Genomic DNA, 18407 nt, shown 5'->3' on the forward strand with positions numbered 1-18407 from the left:
TACTGACGAAGATAACCATGTCGAACAAACAACCCGAATGGGAAAAAAAACTACAACAAATGCGCGCCAAACGCGACAGCCGCCCGTCTGAGCAGCCTGAAACACACACTGCCCCTGCTCCCGCACCGACACAAGCAACAGAAAAAAAACACCACCTGCATGCCGAATTCAAACGGCAGGTCATGAAAAACTATCTGAAAAGCTGGCAGGCCCGGCACAATGCCGCACTGGCCGGCGAGCTGACCGAAACCGACACCACCGTTCTGCTTGAAGAAGACTGGCTGAACGCGCAAAACGCCCTACAAGGCAACATCAAACCGGAAGACATCCAGGAAAAGCAGACCGTCTGGCTGAACCCCAAGCGTCAATCCGCGCAAACGCCTATCGCCGAAGAGCCGGAGGAAAATGCCGACAGCACCGAAGCCGTGCCCGCCCTAGCCGACATCCCCGTCAACGTGAACGTCTTAAATCCGCAGGGCGTACCGGGTAACCGCCCTGTATTCTGCCTGTCGGAACAAGAATTGATCGACCGCCTGATGCAGCGTCTGATGCCTCACCTGACCGATGCCGTAAACGGAGTCGTCCGCACCGCCATCACCCGCCAGGCCGCCAACCTGAACCAACAGCTTTATCAGGCCGTTACCTCGGAAATGCCCGAATTGGTGAAAGACATCCTCGACTACAACCTGAAAAACGTCCTTACCGAACTGAAATACGACGTAAAATACAACAGCAAATAACCGCAAGGCCGTCTGAAAACACCTGCAAACCGCTTTTCAGACGGCCTCGTCCGCACCATGTCCGACCGCAACCACCGCATCAACCACGAACCCGTTTTCCTGCTGAATGCTGTACCCTGGCGTGAAAGCAGCTTGAGGCTCGAAGTATTCAGTCGACGTTACGGCCGCGTCGCCCTGCTGGCACGCAGCGCGCGCAAAAGGCAGAGCGAACTGCGCGGCATCTTGGTCCCGTTCGTCCCCATCGACGCATCATGGTACGGCAACACCGAACTCAAAACCCTGCACCGCGCCGAATGGCTGGGCGGCTGGCCCCAACCGCAAGGCAGGGCCCTCTTCAGCGGCCTGTACCTGAACGAACTGGTTTGGAAACTGACCGCGCGCGAAGACCCACATCCGAAGCTATACGACGCGCTGGCCGAAGCACACCGGGAAATCTGCACACGAAACAACCATGTTGCCGCCCTGCGCCGCTTCGAATGGCGGCTGCTGACCGAACTGGGCTACGCCCCCGACCTGCTGCACGACGCCGACGGAGCAGCCGTCGAAGCGGAAAAACAATACCTGCTGCAAGCCGAACAAGCCCCGCTATTGCTGGCATCGGCACCGAATACTGCAAACGGTATCACCGCAAACGGCAGTACCCTGCTGCAACTGCACGCAGGCCGCTTCGACAACGGCGAAAGCCTGCAACAGGCATTGCAAATCACCAGGATGCTGCTGGACTTCCGCCTGCCGGAAGGCATCAAATCGCGCCGCATCCTGCAACAAATACAGGCTTTTCAGACGGCCTGAACCACTGGAAACCCTTTTTTCAGACGGCCTCCCCGAGTGTATATGGAAGGCCGTCTGAAAACCGAAAACATCATGAATAACACGCTTCCCCCGGATACGCTTATCGAAGCCGCCCTGCTGACCCAAACCGAACCGCTGAGCGAAAAAGCCATGCGCGAACTGTGCGTGCCGCCGCTGTCGGCCGACAAGCTCATAGACGTGCTGGCCACCTTGAAAACCCGCTGGCAAAACCGCGCCCTGCAACTGGTGCATACCCACGAAGGCTGGCGGTTCCAAATCGCGCAAGCCGCATTCGAACGGCTCGGCAGCCTGCAGGAACAGCGTGCGCCGCGGTATTCCCGCGCCGTAATGGAAACACTGGCCATCATCGCCTACCAGCAGCCTGTAACGCGCGGGGACATCGAAAACATACGCGGCGTGGCCGTTTCGCAAAACATCATGCAAACCTTGCAAGACCGCGGCTGGATAGAAGTCATCGGCCACCGCGACAGCATAGGCCGCCCCGCCCTATGGGCAACCACACCCGCCTTTTTGAGCGACCTGCAGCTGGAAACGCTGGAACAACTGCCGCCGCTGACCGAATTGGGCGAACTCGTCCTGCCCGAAGTGTTTCCCCAAGACGGCGCAACGGAAGAAACCGATATCAATCAAACAGAAAGTGAAGAATAATGCGAACCATATTGGCAACTCTATTGGCCGCCTTGGCCGTCAATGCTCATGCCGACACCATCCCCGCCGAATGCGAAAAAGCCCTGCAAGGCACATTCGAGCGGGACAAACGTATAGGTGGCAGCTTCGCCGATGAGCTGACCCGCGAATTTAAGCTTCCTATGAAAGTACAAAAACAGCCGGACGGCTGGAAGATAGCCGGACAGCCCGACTGGAAGGTTCGACCCTACTATCTGGCTGCAGGCGAAGAAGAAAAAGACGAAAAATACGGCTTTTGGCGGACGAAAAACCAACCCTTGTGTGCCCTAATCGTCCAACCTGCCACATCGGACGAACTGATTTTGCAAGTGGTGGACAGCGGCGGCTGGCCGCAAGAACTGCACCCCATGTTGGCTTATGCACTGATACAGGACGAAAAAACCGACCCGGGCATAGTGGCCAAAGTCCGCTATGTTTACGGCCTGCCTTTCAGATTGGTGGGCGTAACCGGCGGCTGGCTGGGTATCGCCGTGAAGAAAACCCGTTGAGCGGCTTAAAAACAGAGTAAATTAAATCATGGTTAGGCAAAATATCGTTTTGGACGGAAACGGTGATACAACCGTCAGAATCCCGCAGCAAGCGGCAGAAATCATACTGTCCCTTTCGAACGATTTGGCCGTTTTCGGCAGTCCCCCGACCGAAGCCTATGTTGAACAAATCGCCGGATTTGTCGGCCAATCGGACTTGTGGTACGCCAAGGCGGTCGCCGCCGTTTTTGATTACGGCCAAAAAGTGTACGGCTCTTGGGTGGATGGTTTCCCGTCCGAGACATAACATTGTTGGCGATACACATCCTATTTGATGTGGGCGAACCGCCGCTGTTCGGCCTGGAATTTGGCACAAAATGGGGCAGCGAACACGGTTGCGGCCTGAAAATTTGCGGCGGCAATTTCAAAATCACGGATATAGGAGGGGCGGATGCCGCCTTCTGCTAATCTTTTACCAACCCCTGCCGCGCAAGCCGCAGAAGAACCCGCCGTCCGGCGGGTTGGAGAACATTATGACCCAAAAAATAATCAGCAAACGACAATGGCGCGACGGCGTGTCCGCCAAACCGAAAAACAGCCGCAGGCCGTCTGAAAACACGGCAGCAAAGGCAAAAAGGCCATCTGAAAAGCCTGCATCAGGCCGTGCCGCCGTGCAGAGGCCGTCTGAAAACAAAACGTCAAACCGTTTTGAAAACCGCACTGAAGCACCGAAGCAGCATGCCGCCAAAGCAAAAAAACTGGTCGTCCGCAACCCGAACCGAAAAATCATGGAACGCGCGCGCGATTTGAAAGAACGCCGCAGCGATTTGTCGCGCATGGAACCCGAACGCCTGCAAAAAGTGCTGGCGGCCTCAGGCGTCGGTTCGCGCCGCGAAATGGAAGATTGGATTAACAACGGCTGGGTAACGGTCAACGGCAAAACCGCGCAACTGGGCGACAAAATCACGCCCGACGACCAAGTGCTGGTCAAAGGCAACATCATCAAACTCAAATGGGCAGATCGCCTGCCGCGCATCATCCTGTATTACAAACAAGAAGGCGAAATCGTCTCCCGCGACGACCCGCAAGGCCGCGTCAGCATCTTCGACCGCCTGCCGCAGGCCGCCAGCAGCCGCTGGGTCGCCATCGGCCGCTTGGACATCAACACCAGCGGCCTGCTGATTCTGACCACCTCGGGCGAACTGGTGCAGCGTTTCGCCCATCCGCGCTTCGAGGTGGAACGCGAATATGCGGTGCGCACGCTGGGCGGCCTAACGACCGAACAAATGCGGATGCTGACCGAAGAAGGCATCATGCTCGAAGACGGCTTGGCCAAAGTGGAGCGCATCCGCGAACAAGGCGGCGAAGGCGTCAACAAATGGTACAACGTCGTGATTAAAGAAGGCCGCAACCGCGAAGTACGGCGCATATTCGAATACTTCGATTTGACGGTCAGCCGCTTGGTCCGCATCGGCTTCGGCCCCATCGGCCTGCCCAACCGCCTGAAGCGCGGCCAGTTTTACGAACTGAATCCGGCCGAGGTGGCCAACATTGTGAAATGGGCCGATATGGGTCTGCCCGGAGAGCTGCGGCGCAGATAAGGCCGTCTGAAACACCCGGCCGTCTGCTTTATTTTCAGACGGCCTTCAATCCGTCTCACACCAAGTACCGAACATGACCAAAATATCATTAAGCCTCTGCATCCTGTTGCCGTCTGCCGCCGTTTCCGCCTTCTCCATCCGCCCGCTGACGGCACCGGCAGGCTACACTTTAAAGGAAACCGTCTGCCGCACACACACAATGCAGCAAGACGGCTTCCGCTTCGACAAACAACCGCCGCACTCCTATCTGGTCCGACGCGGCGGCTTGTTCCGCATCGTGTTCCCCGACGGCCGCGCCGCCTCCAACACCGCTTACCGCAACGCAAAATGCGCCGAACCCTACGGCTACATCCTGCAAAATTCAAACGGCAAATGGGGGATGACGGATAGCGACGGTCAAACCATACTGCCGTTCGAATACGAAGACATCGACTCCGTCAACCGCCAATATGCCGCCGCCAAACGAAACGGCGGCTACGGCCTGATAGAAATCAGACCGAACGGCACACCCGCCGTATCCGCCTCATTCGTGTGGCAGCAAATCCGCCCGGGTTACGAACATTACCGCCTCACCCACCTCCAAGTGCGGCAAAACGGCAAATGGGGCATTGCCGATTTGAAAGGGCGCGTCCTGATTGCCCCGCGCTATCAAGATGTCGGCTCACTTTCCGAAAACCGCCTGCCGTTCAAACAAAACGGCAAATGGGGGCTGGCCGACGGCAAAGGCCGCCAAATCCTGCCGCCCTCGCTTGGCCAGATTTCCGATTTCCGGCACGGCTTGGCGATATTGTCCAACCGTTCCGACGGGCAACACGATAAAAACACCCGCTACGGCTATATCGACCGCCAAGGCAAAATCGTCCAGCCCGCGCGCTTCACCGCCGCCTCGCCGCTGGCGGAAGAGATAGACAAACGCATATACGGCCGTGCAACAGACGCGCAGGGGCAACACTGGAAAATAAGCCCTTCCGGAAAAATGGAAAAAAACTGATTAACCAACCCGCCCCAACCGACCGTCTGAAAACAAAATCCTACTTTCAGACGGCCTTTCCCTTAAAAGCAAAGCAATATGGACTGTTGGCAAATACTGGGCATAGAACCCACCAACGACGAACGCGCCATCAAACGCGCCTACGCCAAACAACTGAAAACCACCCGCCCCGACGACGACGCGGCAGCCTACCAACAACTGCGCGAAGCCTTCGACTACGCCCTTGCCGCCGCACCCTATATCCATGTCGATGCCGGTGATGAAGACGAAGATGCCGACGGCGATATATGGCCGTCTGAAAACAACGGGCAAGCCGAAACAGGGCAAACCGGCTGTTCAGACGGCACATCCGCCATTCCCCCTGCTTGGGAAAACGGCAGCAACGGCGAAGAAAAAACCGTTGAGAGGCCGTCTGAAAGTTCGTTTGACGGCACATCCGCCGCTTCCGATACAGATAAAGCCTTTTCAGACGGCCGCAACATACACAGCCCCGAATACCTGTCATCCAAACTGGAGCAATGGTTCAATGAAGCGGGCAGCGAAGGGTTGCTGAACAGACTCGGCGAATTCCGCGCCTCACTGTCCGGAATGTCCTTAGACGAGAGCGGGAAAATGTCGCGCTACTACCTCGACTTCCTGCACAAACACGACATTACCCACCCCCTCTTGTGGTCGGAATGGTCGGACACTTTCGGCTGGCCCGAAGAAAGCACAGCCGATACGGACAAAGGTTTTTCAGACGGCCCCTATGCCGCAATATTGCCCGAAGAGCTCGAAACCCGGCTGGAAGAATGGTTTGAACAGGGCGGCTGCAACAGCCTGCTGGAACACCGCGAACAAATTTTCGCCATGCTCGACCAAATGCCTTTGGGCGGCAGCGAAGAAGCATCGTATATGTGCGCCGCCTTCCTGCGCCGGCACGACATTTACGACCCGCTGCTGTGGATAGAATGGTCGGATTATTTCGGCTGGCACGAAGACAAGCACGGCCGGATTCTCACACCCGTCGAAATGATGCGGCTGCAGAACTTTCGCGAAACCGCAGTCCTCTCCCGCCTGCTTGCCCGCTCCGACGGCGAAACCCGTTTTGATGCCGAACCCGACCCCATCCCCTACACCCGCGCCTTCGACCGCTTCCTCGGCAAACAGCCCGGATTTTTCAGGCAACAGCTTGCCGGCTTGGCCGCCGTTTTATCCTGGCCGAACTTATCGTCCGAAACCACCCAAGAGCAGCGCGAAGCCCTCGCCTTGTCCCATTTTTCACTCTACGACCTCCTGCAAGGAGGGAAAACCGGCTACGGGGCTTGGATAGTCATCCTCGGGCTGCTGCTGTTTACCCTGTCGTTCGCCGCTCCGAATCAAACATTTTTCGGCCTGCTGATTGCCGCCCTCCTCGTCTCCTTTGCGGCCGGCCTGACCTCCGCGCTCCACAATCAATCGCTGTATATGAGCGTACATTTCCCACAAACGGAAAAATGGCAGCGGCTTTGGTTGGATTTCAAATACCGCCCGGCCATGGCGGTTGCCATCCTGTTTGTCCTGCCTGCTGCCGCCGCAGCCCTACAGTTTTCCCCCTTGCACGACAATCCGGACTTTGCCGTCATCGTCTTCCCCCTCATTATTTTATTTTCATGGACTTACTATATTATCCGCCTCAATGCACACAAATACGGCTGGCTTTTAATCAGCTTGTCTGTAACCGGCCTGCTCGCCATGTCTTGGTCATTGAATGATCAGAAGCTGCTGCCCGAAAACGGCATCGCGGCCGCCTATTGCGCCATCCTGCTGTGGTTCAACGCCGCCCTCTACCTGCTTGAGCACAAACCAAACTGGCTCGCCGCCGTCGAACGCCCGATCAACCTCTTATTGAACGGGCAGGCCTCCCGCCTGCAACAGCCGTTCTGCGCCCTGTATGCCGCTGCCGTCTGGCCGCTGCTGTTGCCCGCACACGTTGCCCGCACAGTGCAAAACGGCCATTTGGGCACGGTGCTGGAAATTGCCGCTATCGGCCTGTTTTTGATGCTGATCATTCCCGACAGCCTCCATCCTTACGGCTTCCTGTTGTTCTATCCTGCCATGATGCTGGCAGCCTGGCTGCGCCGCTCCTCCATGCGCGGGCTGCTGAAACTGATGCGGCGTTACCCTGCCGCCGACGGCCAAACTTAGTCCGCCGTATCTGCCCGGACATTTGTCTGCCACCTAAGCAGGCCAACCCTTCAGCAGACATCGGCAGACATCAAAAGGCCGTCTGAAAGCCCGACTTCAACGAAGTCCGAAGCTTTTCAGACGGCCTTTTGATACCCTGCCGAAACCTATGCCGCGTTTTCCGTATCGCGGCAGATTTCGATGGCTTCCTGAAGGCTAGAAACGCCGAAGATTTTTAGGTTTGGGAACTCTTTTTCATTGCGCGGCATATTGGCTTTGGGAACGATGGCGCGTTTGAAGCCGAGTTTTTCCGCTTCTTTAAGTCGCTCCTGTCCGCGTGCGACGGGGCGGACTTCGCCGCTTAAGCCGATTTCGCCGAAGGCAACCATTTTTTCGGGCAGCGGGCGGTTGCGGAAGCTGGAGAGCATGGCGAGGATGACGGCGAGGTCGGCGGCGGGTTCGCCGATTTTGACGCCGCCGACGGCGTTGAGGAACACGTCTTGGTCGAAACAGGCGATGCCGCCGTGGCGGTTGAGGACGGCAAGCAGCATGGCGAGGCGGTTTTGTTCGAGGCCGACGGTGAGGCGTTTGGGGGTGAAACCGTGCGCGTCATCGACCAATGCCTGAATTTCGACGAGAAGCGGGCGGCTGCCTTCCTGTGTGACCAAAACGCACGAGCCGGGCGTGTCGTCGCGGTAGCTGGCGAGGAAGATGGCGGACGGGTTGGACACGCCTTTCAAACCGTTTTCGGTCATGGCGAACACGCCCAGTTCGTTTGCCGCGCCGAAGCGGTTTTTGATGGCGCGTATCATGCGGTAGTTGGAATGTTGGTCGCCCTCGAAATACAGCACGGTATCGACCATGTGTTCCAGCACGCGCGGGCCGGCAATCGCGCCGTCTTTGGTAACGTGTCCGACCAGTATCATGGCGATGCCCATTTGTTTCGCCATGCGCGTCAGTTGGGCGGCACATTCGCGTACCTGCGACACGGAGCCGGGGGCGGAGGTGATTTGGTCGGAATACATGGTTTGGATGGAGTCGATGACGACGACTTCGGGCTGATGCTGTTTCAAGGCCGTCTGAATCGCTTCCATGCGGATTTCGGCAAGCAGGTTCACGCCTTCGGTGGGCAGTTCCAAACGTTGCGCGCGCAGGGCGACCTGTTGGGCGGATTCTTCGCCGGAAACGTACAGCACTTTGCGGCTTTGCGCCATTTTGGCGATGGTTTGCAACAGCAGCGTGGATTTGCCGATGCCGGGGTCGCCGCCGAGCAGGATGACCGCACCATCAACCAGACCACCGCCCAATACGCGGTCGAGTTCGCCCATGCCGGTCGGATTACGCGGCACTTCGGTAGCGGTAACGGCGGAGAGGGATTGGACGGTCGAGGTATCCGCCGCCCAAGATTGGAAGCGGGCGTTTTTCGGTTCGGGCGCGGCAAGGCTTTCCTGAAGCGTGTTCCACTCGCCGCAATGCGGGCATTTGCCTTGCCATTTCGGGGAAGTGCCGCCGCATTCGGTACATTGGTAGATGGTTTTGGGGGCTTTTGCCATGTGTCGGTTTCCGCTGTCGTAATGATATTGGGAGGCCGTCTGAAAAACCGGTTCGGCGTTTTCAGACGGCCTGTTTGCGCTTATTGTTTTTGTGCCGTATTTTCCAGTGTGTTGAGGAATTTTTCTACATCTTGCCTGAAATAACTCATCCGATTGCCGCTTGCCTCATCGGTCAGTTCCAGCATACTCGGCTTGTTATCGACCACTAGCATCCTGACTTTGATCGTACTTTTCTTGCCGATTTCTTGCCTGTCCCGCTGTTCTTTGCCGTTTTTCACAACCCGATAATCGGTAACGGTCTGCCGCAACACCTGCCGCTCTTCGTCGAATGTCCAAGTGAATTGCTGTTTGATGATAACGGGCTTGCCCTCGGCTTTGACCGTCAGAATCATTGTGTCCACACCCGTCCCGTCAGGATGCATGGCCGTCGTGTTAATCAGCGAACCTTCTTCATTTTCTGCCGCATTGCCCCAAAATCCGTACAAATCATTTTGTCCGACTTTGTCGGCAATGCGCATCCTGTCGGCCTGCCCGGCGGCGGGTTTCTGCTTGGGTGCGGCGGAAACGGGCGGGCTGAGGAATATCAGGCTTGACGAAACCATTAAGGCGGGCAAAATGCTTTTTAAAATCTTCATGCTGTTTTCTTCCGGCTAAATTCAATCAAAACGGCAAAGCCGTATGGGGATGCTTATTTCAATGTGAGGCCGTCTGAAAAACAGTTAAGCGTTTTCAGACGGCCTTTTTCCGCTAACAGGCTACAAATAAACCGTTTCGCCGTTTCTGCCTTTGCTTTCGCTGCCCAGCCAATAAATGAAGGCGGGCATGATGTCGGCCGGTTCGCGCCGTTCGCTTTTCGATTCGCCGGGGTGAGTTTTTTCCCGCTGCGGCGAGTTTACCGCGCCGGGAATCAAAATGTTGGCGCGCAGGTTGTCGAAGCGTTCCCATTCGTCGGCAATGCTGAGGGCGAGGTAGTTCACTGCCGCTTTCGATGCGCCGAACCCGCCCCAGTAGGCCTGCGCTTTTTCGCTGTGGCTTTCGCTGACGAAGAGGACGGATGCGTCGTCGGACTGTTTCAGCAGCGGGGTGAAGGCGCGGGTCAGCCCCATCGGGCCGACGGTGTTGATGCGGTATTGTTTCACCCAGTCGCCGACGGTTTGGAATTCGAGCGGGGACAAGGCGGTGAAGCAGCTCGCGCAGTGTACGATGCCGTCCAGCCGCCCGCCCGTGGCTTCGCCTATGGTGGCGGCCAGTTGGGCGAATTCGTTTTCTTCTGCCGTGAGGAGGTCGAAGCAGACGGCAAAAGGTTCGGGCGAACCGGCGGCAACGATTTCGTCGTACACTTTTTCCATGCGTTTCTGGCGGCGCGCCACCAAGATGACTGTCGCGCCTTCGGCCGCGCAGTGTTTCGCCACTTCCGCGCCTATGCCTTGCGAGGCTCCGGTTACCAAGATGGTTCTGCCGCTTAATTTTCCTGCCATGGCTGTTACTCCCGTTTTATTGAAGGTTGATAGGCTGTCGAGGCCGTCTGAAAAAGGTTTTTCAGACGGCCTCTTTGGTCTGTTGCCTTTGCTACTGCCCTGCTTTCAATTCCTGCCACAGTTTGGTTTGCAATTTGACGGTTTCCCGCGATTTGGGCAGGACGACGAAGCTGTTGGCCCGGACTTCGTCGTCGGGGAAGACCGACGGGTCGGCGGCATATTTCGGCTGCATCAGTTCGCGCGCCGGTTTGCTCGCCGGTGCGTAGGTGACGAAATTGCCGTTTTTCGCCGCCACGTCGGCCTGAAGGGTGTAGTTGATGTATTTGTGGGCGTTGAGGACGTTGGCAGAATCACGCGGAATCATGAAGGAATCCACCCAAAGTCCGACGCCGGTTTTCGGGGTGAGCACGCGCAGTTTCACGCCATTGCCCGCTTCTTCGGCACGGGTTTTGGCAATGTTCAAATCGCCGCCGTAGCCGATGGCGACGCACAGGTTGCCCGATGCCATGTCGTCGATGTAACCCGAAGAGGTAAAGCGTTTGATGTCGCCACGCACTTTCCTCATCAAATCGGTGGCGGCTTCAATGTCGGCCGCTTCTTCGCTGTTGGGGTTTTTGCCCAGATATTTCAAGGCCAGCGGGTACTGTTCGGTCGGGCTGTCGAAGAAGCTGATACCGCAGTGTTTCAGTTTGGCGGTATATTCGGGGTTGAAAACCAAATCCCATTCGTTTTCCGGCCATTTATCGCCCAAAGCGGCTTTCACTTTGTCTTCGTTGATTGCCAAGGTGTTGATGCCCCAAAAATACGGTACGGCGTATTTGTTACCGGGATCGACCTGTTCCATCTGTTTGAGCAGTTCGGGATCGATGTTGCTGTAATTCGGGATTTTGCTTTTATCGATTTCCCGATAGGCACCGGCCTTGATTTGGCGGCCGATGTTGGAGATGGAAGGGGCAACCAGGTCGTAGCCGGAATTGCCGGTCAGCAGCTTGGCTTCCAAGGCTTCGTTGCTGTCGTAGAAATCGTAGCGTATTTTAACGCCTTCGGCCGCTTCGAATGCGGAAACAGTGTCAGGATCGACGTAATCCGACCAGTTGAAAATATTGAGTTTTTTTGTAGCGGCAGACTGTTTGTCTGCGGCAGTATCCGCGCCGTCGGATGTTTGGTCGGAACCGCCGCAGGCTGCAAGCAGCAGGGCGCTCAGCACGAATGCCGGTAGTATTTTTTTCATGGGTGTGTCCTTGGAGTGTGCGCAACCGCATCTTCCGGCCCAATTGCAGCCGGCTGAGGTTCCGCTGGAAAAAATGATTCCGCCTGCCGTATTTTCACGGTTTCCGGCGCACCCCGCCGCGATCCTGAATGTCCTTCTCTCTCTTAACGGTGTTGCCGCGCATTAAACGGCAAAAGCCCGTACGATGCAAGCGGCTTTCAGGGTTTGGCCGACATTTTTTAACGGCCTGTTACGTTATCGATACGCCGCCGCTTGCTTTTCAGACGGCCTGTAATATGGGAAAATCGCCCGATTTGAAATTTGTACGAGGGCGGAATCATGTTGGACAGGGAAGGCTATCGCCCTAATGTCGGTATCATCCTCATCAACGGCCAAAACCGTGTCTTCTGGGGCAAGCGGGTGCGCGAGCATTCGTGGCAGTTCCCGCAGGGCGGCATCAAGCCGGGCGAAAGCCCGGAAACGGCCATGTACCGCGAATTGATGGAAGAAGTCGGCCTGCTGCCGCACCATGTGAAAATCATCGGGCGCACGCGCGACTGGCTGCGTTATGACGTGCCGAACAACTGGGTACGGCGCGAATGGCGCGGCTCTTACCGCGGGCAGAAACAGATTTGGTATCTGCTGAAACTGGTCGGACGCGAAAGCGATGTGCACCTGCGCGCCACCAGCCACCCCGAATTCGACGGTTGGCGTTGGCACGATTACTGGGCACCGATAGACGAGGTTATCGAATTCAAACGCGGCGTTTACGAAGGCGCGTTGTCCGAACTGGCGCGTTTCTTAAAGAATTTGGAACCGCGCGAAGTGTTTGAACGTAAAAAATTGGAAAACGCACGATAATCGATTTTCCAATACGTCAGGCCGTCTGAAAACACTGCGGGAGAAAATCCCCTGCCGTATTTTCAGACGGCCTTCCCTTTGCCCGCTGCTTTCTTCACTAACGGCCGGACGATAAAACCGAAAACCCTGCATACCGTTCCGATATGCAGGGTTTGTTACGCCAATCCGCTTATTTCTTCACTTCTTTGGCCAGATACAGCCAAGTTTCAATCACGGTATCGGGGTTCAACGAAACGGTATCGATGCCCTCTTCCACCAGCCATTTGGCAAAATCGGGATGGTCTGACGGGCCTTGCCCGCAGATGCCGACATATTTGTTGTGCTTGCGGCAGGCGGAAATAGCCAGATGCAGCATAACTTTAACCGCAGGATTGCGTTCGTCGAAAGAGGAAGCAATCGAACCGCCGCTGTCGCGGTCCACACCCAAAGTCAGCTGGGTCATATCGTTTGAACCGATAGAGAAGCCATCGAAATACTGCAGGAATTGCTCGGCCAAAAGCGCGTTGCTCGGCACTTCGCACATCATAATCAGGCGCAGGCCGTTTTTACCGCGCTCCAATCCGTTGGCTTTCAATGCCTTAACCACGGCTTCCGCTTCCGCCAAGGTGCGGACAAACGGAATCATGATTTCGACGTTGGTCAGCCCCATGTCGTCGCGGACGCGTTTCAAGGCACGGCATTCCAAAGCGAAACATTCGGCAAAGTCTTCGGAAACATAACGCGCCGCGCCGCGGAAGCCCAACATCGGGTTTTCTTCATGCGGTTCGTAACGGCTGCCGCCAATCAAGCCCATGTACTCGTTGGATTTGAAATCGGACATCCGCACGATGACTTTGCGCGGGAATACGGAAGCGGCCAGCGTGGATACGCCCTCGGCAATTTTATCCACATAGAAATCAACCGGAGAGGCATAACCGGCGATACGGTCTTCGATTTCCTCACGGACGTCTTCGTCTTGACGTTCGAACTCGAGCAATGCTTTCGGATGGATGCCGATTTGGCGATTGATGATAAATTCCATGCGCGCCAAGCCGATGCCTTCGCTGGGCAGGCTGGAGAACGAGAAAGCCAATTCGGGATTGCCCACGTTCATCATGATTTTCACCGGCGATGCGGGCATGTTGTCCAAAGCGATGTCGCTGACTTCCACATTCAGCAAACCGTCGTAAATAAAGCCGGTGTCGCCTTCGGCACAAGAAACCGTTACTTCCCGGCCTTCCTGCAGGACGGAAGAGGCGTTGCCGCAACCAACGACGGCCGGAATACCCAATTCGCGCGCGATAATCGCCGCGTGACAGGTACGTCCGCCACGGTTGGTAACGATGGCTGCCGCGCGTTTCATTACCGGCTCCCAATCAGGGTCGGTCATATCGGTAACCAATACGTCGCCTTCTTTCACGCTGTCCATCTCGGAAGCGTCTTTCACCAGGCGCACTTTGCCTTGGCCGACCTTCTGGCCGATGGCCCGACCTTCGGCCAATACTTTTTTCTCACCGGAAATCGCATAACGGCGCAGGCTGCGGCTGCTTTCCTCTTGGGATTTAACGGTTTCGGGGCGGGCCTGCAAAATATAGATTTTACCGTCCACGCCGTCGCGGCCCCATTCGATGTCCATCGGGCGGCCGTAGTGTTCTTCGATAATCAGCGCATATTGTGCCAACTCGGTAATTTCTTCGTTACTGATGGAAAACTGTTTGCGCTGCTCGGCCGAAACGTCCACCACCTGCACGGACTTGCCTGCCTGGGCCTGTTCGGTGAACACCATTTTAATCAGTTTCGAACCCATGGTTTTACGCAACACGGCGGGACGGCCGGCACGCAAAGTCGGTTTATGGACATAGAATTCGTCGGGATTGACCGCACCCTGAACCACCATTTCACCCAAACCATAAGACGAAGTCACGAAGACGACTTGATCGAAGCCGCTTTCGGTATCCAGCGTAAACATTACGCCCGAAGCACCGCTGTCGGAGCGGACCATGCGCTGCACACCTGCCGACAAGGCCACGATATCGTGCGCGAAACCTTTGTGGACACGGTAGGAAATGGCGCGGTCATTGTAAAGCGAAGCGAAAACGTGCTTCATGGCTTCTTTGACGTTGTCCAGCCCGTTGATATTCAGGAAAGTTTCCTGCTGCCCGGCAAAAGAGGCATCCGGTAGGTCTTCGGCGGTGGCGGATGAGCGCACGGCAACGGAAATGGCGGCAGTGCCCGCATCGGCCGTCATTTTGTTCCAGGCTTCTTCAACCGCGCGGTCCAGCTCTTCCGGGAACGGGGTTTCCAAAATCCACTGGCGGATTTCTTTGCCGACGCGCGCCAATTCGTTTACGTCGTTCACATCCAATGTGGCCAGCGCGGCGGAAATGCGTTCGCTCAGGCCGTTATGCGCCAAGAATGCGCGGTAGGCTTCCGCCGTTGTGGCGAAACCGCCCGGCACGCGCACGCCTTTTTCTGTCAGTTGGCTAATCATCTCGCCGAGGGAAGCGTTTTTTCCGCCAACGCGATCCACATCGGTCATGCGCAGATTTTCAAACCAGATAACATAATTTTCAGCCATTTGTGTCGTCCAAAATAAAGGTTGGGAAAGGTAAGAATTCAGCGCGGCATTGTAACCAGCCTGTGCCTTCGTGTCATGCTTTTTTCAGACGGCCCGTGTGTTTCGGCCGTCTGAAAATTGCGCTCCGCCTCATTGTAGTCGAGTGAAACAAAATCCGCCCGACAAATGTAAAACCGATGTAAACACCACCAAATCTTATAGTTAAATGATATTGCAAACCCCTAATCAAGCAAATTTTACGCACAACAAAGAAATTTTATGCCAATAAAGAAAATAAAAAGAAATTTAATAGCTAAATTATATTTGACCAAAATTTCATGTAGCGCCATGTAACATCCGTCCCTCACTTCAATTTCAGACGGCATCTTGCTATCATCCGCGCCTGTTTTCCAAACCAGACAGCGAAAGAGAGCCGCATCATTATGTCGCGCAGACACGCCTTTTTTATTTCCGACCGCACCGGCCTGACTTCCGAGAGCATGGGCGAAGCCTTGCTCGACCAATTTCAGGAAGTGAAATTCAAACGCTCCACCTACCCCTTCGTCGATACGCCGGACAAAGCCCGCGCGATGGTAAAAATCATTGAAACCGCCGCCAATCAGACCGCCATGCGGCCTTTGGTTTTTTCCAGCATCATCAACGAAGAAATCCGCGACATCATCCGCAACAGCCCGGGCCTGCACCTGAGTTTTTTCGATGCCTTCCTCGGCATATTGGAAAAAGAACTGGGCACCAAGGCCCGCAACGAAGTCGGACGCAATCACGGCATCTCCGACACCGCCCGCTACGATGCCCGCATGGAAGCGGTAAACTTTACCCTCAACCATGACGACGGCGTCAGCGACAAAGACCTGAAAGATGCCGACGTAATCCTGATGGGCGTATCGCGCAGCGGCAAAACCCCGACCTGCCTGTATCTCGCCCTGCAATACGGCATCCGCGCCGCCAACTACCCGCTCACGCCCGACGACCTCGACAAACCCGACCTGCCGCCGATGGTGAAACAGTACCGCAATAAAATCTACGGCCTCACCATCAAGCCCGAACGACTGGCCGACATCCGTGAAGAACGCCGCCCGAATTCGAACTACGCCAGCATCTCCACCTGCAAACAGGAAGTGGCCGACGCGCAGGCCATGTTCCGCCGCTTCGACATCCCGTTCACCAATACCACGCACAAATCGGTGGAAGAACTCGCCGCCAGCATCATGCAGGCCTGCGGGCTGAAACGGCGTTTCTAAACGCGCACACGGTTCAGGCCGTCTGAAACACCGTTGTTCCGGTTTTCAGACGGCCTGAACCTTTATCCGCCGCAGCCTATTGCAGCCTATTTATGGCGGAGAACCAGCCTGAACACACCTTCCCGCTCCTCCGAAGCCAGCAGCACATGACCGGTTTGGCGGCAGAAAGCGGCAAAATCGTCCGGCGCGCCCGCATCCGTGGCATCGACCGTCAAAACGTCGCCGCAGGCCAAAGCGGCCAAAGCCTTTTTCGCCCTCAAAATCGGCAGCGGGCATTTCAGCCCGGTTACATCGAGATAATGTTCGCTCATTTTCATCGCCTCAAATCAAAAGCGGCGGATTATACGCCTTTCGTCGGCATACCGCCCCACGGTACGGCAAAACTTGTCTGCCGACCCGCCGTTGGTGCTAGAATCCGCCGCACAACCTCCCACACAAGGAAATGACATGCCGAGAAAATACGCCGCCCTATTCGCCCTCCTGCTTGCCGCCCCCTTTGCCCAAGCGGAAAGGTTCAGCCTGAAAGACAACGAAAACAGCTCCCGCTATGTGGAAACCGAGGCCGACATCAAACGCCGCACCTTCACCGAAGCGGAAGAAGCCCTGCCCCCCTTCCCTGCCGAAGGCACAAAATGGTTCGAACTCTACGTTTCCCCCACCTTCGACAAACACCTCCTGATTTCCCCCGACAGCATCCATGCGGCCGAAGACGGCACCGTACGCTACGTCCTCAACCTCCGTTCGGGAAAAGGCATTGACAACATCAGCAGCGAGGCACTGTATTGCGCGCCCGGCTCGTTCTCCAGCCAACAAGGCAAAAAACACTCTTACAAAATTTATGCCTACGGCGATCCCGTAAACAAACGCTGGATCAAGGCACGCAATCCGCAATGGCAGGAATTGGGCGGCGCAGCCACCAGCAATGCCGCCGTACGCGCCGTACTCCACGATGTCTGGTGCGTGGACGGCATACCGTCCGGAGACGGCGCACTGCTGGAGCGGCTGAACATACGCGGCGGCAAATATGAAGCCGACGGCCGCCGAAGCGACCGTGAAACCAAAAAATAAAAACCGTCCGGTTTTTAAGCAAACAAAACCGACAAACATTGAGGCCGTCTGAAAACTGTTTTTCAGACGGCCTCAAAGCATGTATAGCGGATAACGGCACCGTCTTTCGGGTCAATCCGTTTCACTGCCGCCATGCCCTATGCCAACCACTCCTTCGGCACGTTGCAGACCGGAATCGGTTGGATTTTGTGCTGCGCGGCACGGTTCAGACGGCGGTAAATCGCCAGCACTTCGCGCTGCCGCCCTTCGAAATCTTCGGGCTGCTTGTCGGCTGGGATGTCCATCGCCCATTCCAATTCGGGATAACTCGCGCCCATTTGCTGTTCGTCGGTGCGCTCAGTGTCCCACAGGCCGTCGGTGGGGACGGCTTTCCGTATCGCCTCGATAATGTTCAGACTTTCGGCCAAACGGTAAACCTGAGTTTTGGTGAGGTCGGCAATCGGGCTGATGTCCACGCCGCCGTCGCCGTATTTAGTAAAGAAACCCACGCCGAAATCTTCGATTTTGTTGCCCGTCCCCGTAACCAGAAGGCCATTGATTTGGCCGTAGTAATACAGGGTCAGCATACGCAGGCGGGCGCGGCTGTTGGCCAGCGCGAGCTGCTTGGCCGGATATTCGGATTCGTTTACGTCCACCGTGTCGGCAAAGCAGTTGAAGGCGGGGGTGAGGTCGACGCGCAGGCTGCGGACGTTGGCAAAACGGCTTTGCAAATCGGCAATGTGCTGCTGCGCGCGGTCGATTTGTTCGGCCTGCTGGCGGATGGGCATTTCCAACAGCAGCACGTCGAGGCCTGTTCGGGCGGCCAATGCGGAAACGACGGCGGAATCGATGCCGCCGGAAATGCCGACGATAAAGCCTTTAACGCGCGCCTGGCCGGCATAGTCGTGCAGCCAGCGGACGATGTGTTCGATAACGGCTTGTGTTTGCATGATTTTCTCTTTCTGATGTTTGTTTCAGACGGCCTTTTCGATGCAGAGGCCGTCTGAAAACAGATA

At 56.2% G+C, this 18407-nt stretch carries 19 protein-coding genes; 12 read left to right on the plus strand and 7 right to left on the minus strand.

Annotated features, from left to right (window positions below; translation table 11 throughout):
- The first annotated feature begins 17 nt into the window (after nt 1–17).
- The 9 genes from ACTHSL_RS01970 (at nt 18) to ACTHSL_RS02010 (ending at nt 7465) form a co-directional block, all read left to right on the plus strand.
- Nucleotides 18–740 carry a hypothetical protein gene (locus ACTHSL_RS01970; protein WP_440380139.1) on the plus strand — a complete coding sequence of 241 codons (723 nt, stop codon included), beginning with the start codon at nt 18–20 and terminating at the stop codon, nt 738–740.
- Nucleotides 741–797: 57 nt separating this feature from the next.
- Nucleotides 798–1532, plus strand: a complete 735-nt coding sequence (gene recO / locus ACTHSL_RS01975; RefSeq protein WP_338194676.1) for a DNA repair protein RecO — start codon at nt 798–800, stop codon at nt 1530–1532.
- Between the two features lie 72 nt (nt 1533–1604).
- Nucleotides 1605–2201, plus strand: a complete 597-nt coding sequence (scpB, locus tag ACTHSL_RS01980) for an SMC-Scp complex subunit ScpB (protein ID WP_107885998.1) — start codon at nt 1605–1607, stop codon at nt 2199–2201.
- Nucleotides 2201–2728: a hypothetical protein gene (locus ACTHSL_RS01985; protein ID WP_107885999.1), complete on the plus strand. Its 528-nt coding sequence runs from the start codon at nt 2201–2203 to the stop codon at nt 2726–2728. Before scpB ends, ACTHSL_RS01985 begins: the two co-directional genes overlap by 1 nt.
- A gap of 28 nt (nt 2729–2756) precedes the next feature.
- Nucleotides 2757–3014 (plus strand): hypothetical protein, encoded by a 258-nt coding sequence (locus ACTHSL_RS01990; RefSeq protein WP_107886000.1) that lies wholly within the window; start codon nt 2757–2759, stop codon nt 3012–3014.
- A 5-nt stretch (nt 3015–3019) separates the two neighbouring features.
- Nucleotides 3020–3175 carry a hypothetical protein gene (locus tag ACTHSL_RS01995; protein ID WP_159070422.1) on the plus strand — a complete coding sequence of 52 codons (156 nt, stop codon included), beginning with the start codon at nt 3020–3022 and terminating at the stop codon, nt 3173–3175.
- 65 nt (nt 3176–3240) lie between these two features.
- On the plus strand, nt 3241–4308 hold the full coding sequence (locus ACTHSL_RS02000; RefSeq protein ID WP_440380140.1) for a pseudouridine synthase: 1068 nt from the start codon (nt 3241–3243) through the stop codon (nt 4306–4308).
- 73 nt (nt 4309–4381) lie between these two features.
- Nucleotides 4382–5299, plus strand: a complete 918-nt coding sequence (locus tag ACTHSL_RS02005; RefSeq protein WP_440380141.1) for a WG repeat-containing protein — start codon at nt 4382–4384, stop codon at nt 5297–5299.
- 78 nt (nt 5300–5377) lie between these two features.
- Complete coding sequence (locus ACTHSL_RS02010) at nt 5378–7465, plus strand: hypothetical protein (protein ID WP_440380142.1); 2088 nt, start codon at nt 5378–5380, stop codon at nt 7463–7465.
- A gap of 146 nt (nt 7466–7611) precedes the next feature.
- On the opposite strand, the gene radA is transcribed toward ACTHSL_RS02010, so the two are convergent.
- From radA to ACTHSL_RS02030, 4 genes are all read right to left on the minus strand, one after another.
- On the minus strand, nt 7612–8997 hold the full coding sequence (gene radA / locus ACTHSL_RS02015; RefSeq protein ID WP_440380143.1) for a DNA repair protein RadA: 1386 nt from the start codon (nt 8995–8997) through the stop codon (nt 7612–7614).
- A gap of 80 nt (nt 8998–9077) precedes the next feature.
- Entirely contained in the window at nt 9078–9632 is a 555-nt protein-coding gene (locus ACTHSL_RS02020; protein WP_107886002.1) for a hypothetical protein, read from the minus strand.
- Between the two features lie 120 nt (nt 9633–9752).
- A complete protein-coding gene (locus tag ACTHSL_RS02025; protein WP_003771648.1) occupies nt 9753–10475 on the minus strand; it encodes an SDR family oxidoreductase in 723 nt (240 codons plus the stop codon).
- A gap of 91 nt (nt 10476–10566) precedes the next feature.
- Nucleotides 10567–11706, minus strand: a complete 1140-nt coding sequence (locus ACTHSL_RS02030) for a polyamine ABC transporter substrate-binding protein (protein WP_440380144.1) — start codon at nt 11704–11706, stop codon at nt 10567–10569.
- Nucleotides 11707–12024: 318 nt separating this feature from the next.
- Between ACTHSL_RS02030 and ACTHSL_RS02035 the strand changes: the two genes are divergently transcribed.
- Nucleotides 12025–12546 (plus strand): RNA pyrophosphohydrolase, encoded by a 522-nt coding sequence (locus ACTHSL_RS02035; RefSeq protein ID WP_003771657.1) that lies wholly within the window; start codon nt 12025–12027, stop codon nt 12544–12546.
- 169 nt (nt 12547–12715) lie between these two features.
- On the opposite strand, the gene ppsA is transcribed toward ACTHSL_RS02035, so the two are convergent.
- Nucleotides 12716–15103: a phosphoenolpyruvate synthase gene (gene ppsA, locus ACTHSL_RS02040; RefSeq protein ID WP_440380145.1), complete on the minus strand. Its 2388-nt coding sequence runs from the start codon at nt 15101–15103 to the stop codon at nt 12716–12718.
- A gap of 422 nt (nt 15104–15525) precedes the next feature.
- On the opposite strand from ppsA, the gene ppsR reads away from it, so the two are divergent.
- The gene (gene ppsR, locus ACTHSL_RS02045) at nt 15526–16344 is read left to right on the plus strand and encodes a posphoenolpyruvate synthetase regulatory kinase/phosphorylase PpsR (RefSeq protein ID WP_003771664.1); all 819 of its coding nucleotides are present in this window, start codon (nt 15526–15528) and stop codon (nt 16342–16344) included.
- A gap of 86 nt (nt 16345–16430) precedes the next feature.
- Here ppsR and ACTHSL_RS02050 read toward each other — a convergent pair whose 3' ends face one another.
- A complete protein-coding gene (locus ACTHSL_RS02050) occupies nt 16431–16655 on the minus strand; it encodes a sulfurtransferase TusA family protein (RefSeq protein WP_040665792.1) in 225 nt (74 codons plus the stop codon).
- Nucleotides 16656–16791: 136 nt separating this feature from the next.
- On the opposite strand from ACTHSL_RS02050, the gene ACTHSL_RS02055 reads away from it, so the two are divergent.
- A complete protein-coding gene (locus tag ACTHSL_RS02055) occupies nt 16792–17412 on the plus strand; it encodes a CNP1-like family protein (RefSeq protein WP_107886005.1) in 621 nt (206 codons plus the stop codon).
- Nucleotides 17413–17549: 137 nt separating this feature from the next.
- Here the strand turns inward: ACTHSL_RS02055 and nadE are convergent, their stop codons facing one another.
- The gene (nadE, locus tag ACTHSL_RS02060; RefSeq protein WP_107992794.1) at nt 17550–18341 is read right to left on the minus strand and encodes an NAD(+) synthase; all 792 of its coding nucleotides are present in this window, start codon (nt 18339–18341) and stop codon (nt 17550–17552) included.
- Nucleotides 18342–18407: the final 66 nt, after the last annotated feature.

The sequence above is a fragment of the Neisseria sp. P0008.S010 genome, from assembly GCF_051962715.1.
Classification (GTDB): Bacteria; Pseudomonadota; Gammaproteobacteria; order Burkholderiales; family Neisseriaceae; genus Neisseria; species Neisseria elongata.

Excerpts from the sequence above, each read along its gene's own strand:
- ACTHSL_RS02035 (WP_003771657.1), top strand. The coding sequence starts at position 12,025 with ATGTTGGACAGGGAAGGCTATCGCCCTAATGTCGGTATCATCCTCATC.
- recO (WP_338194676.1), top strand. The coding sequence starts at position 798 with ATGTCCGACCGCAACCACCGCATCAACCACGAACCCGTTTTCCTGCTG.
- ppsR (WP_003771664.1), top strand. The coding sequence starts at position 15,526 with ATGTCGCGCAGACACGCCTTTTTTATTTCCGACCGCACCGGCCTGACT.
- ppsA (WP_440380145.1), bottom strand. The coding sequence starts at position 15,103 with ATGGCTGAAAATTATGTTATCTGGTTTGAAAATCTGCGCATGACCGAT.
- ACTHSL_RS02005 (WP_440380141.1), top strand. The coding sequence starts at position 4,382 with ATGACCAAAATATCATTAAGCCTCTGCATCCTGTTGCCGTCTGCCGCC.
- nadE (WP_107992794.1), bottom strand. The coding sequence starts at position 18,341 with ATGCAAACACAAGCCGTTATCGAACACATCGTCCGCTGGCTGCACGAC.
- ACTHSL_RS01990 (WP_107886000.1), top strand. The coding sequence starts at position 2,757 with ATGGTTAGGCAAAATATCGTTTTGGACGGAAACGGTGATACAACCGTC.
- ACTHSL_RS02055 (WP_107886005.1), top strand. The coding sequence starts at position 16,792 with ATGCCGAGAAAATACGCCGCCCTATTCGCCCTCCTGCTTGCCGCCCCC.
- ACTHSL_RS02000 (WP_440380140.1), top strand. The coding sequence starts at position 3,241 with ATGACCCAAAAAATAATCAGCAAACGACAATGGCGCGACGGCGTGTCC.
- ACTHSL_RS02025 (WP_003771648.1), bottom strand. The coding sequence starts at position 10,475 with ATGGCAGGAAAATTAAGCGGCAGAACCATCTTGGTAACCGGAGCCTCG.
- ACTHSL_RS02030 (WP_440380144.1), bottom strand. The coding sequence starts at position 11,706 with ATGAAAAAAATACTACCGGCATTCGTGCTGAGCGCCCTGCTGCTTGCA.
- ACTHSL_RS02050 (WP_040665792.1), bottom strand. The coding sequence starts at position 16,655 with ATGAGCGAACATTATCTCGATGTAACCGGGCTGAAATGCCCGCTGCCG.
- ACTHSL_RS01970 (WP_440380139.1), top strand. The coding sequence starts at position 18 with ATGTCGAACAAACAACCCGAATGGGAAAAAAAACTACAACAAATGCGC.
- ACTHSL_RS02020 (WP_107886002.1), bottom strand. The coding sequence starts at position 9,632 with ATGAAGATTTTAAAAAGCATTTTGCCCGCCTTAATGGTTTCGTCAAGC.
- scpB (WP_107885998.1), top strand. The coding sequence starts at position 1,605 with ATGAATAACACGCTTCCCCCGGATACGCTTATCGAAGCCGCCCTGCTG.
- ACTHSL_RS02010 (WP_440380142.1), top strand. The coding sequence starts at position 5,378 with ATGGACTGTTGGCAAATACTGGGCATAGAACCCACCAACGACGAACGC.
- radA (WP_440380143.1), bottom strand. The coding sequence starts at position 8,997 with ATGGCAAAAGCCCCCAAAACCATCTACCAATGTACCGAATGCGGCGGC.
- ACTHSL_RS01985 (WP_107885999.1), top strand. The coding sequence starts at position 2,201 with ATGCGAACCATATTGGCAACTCTATTGGCCGCCTTGGCCGTCAATGCT.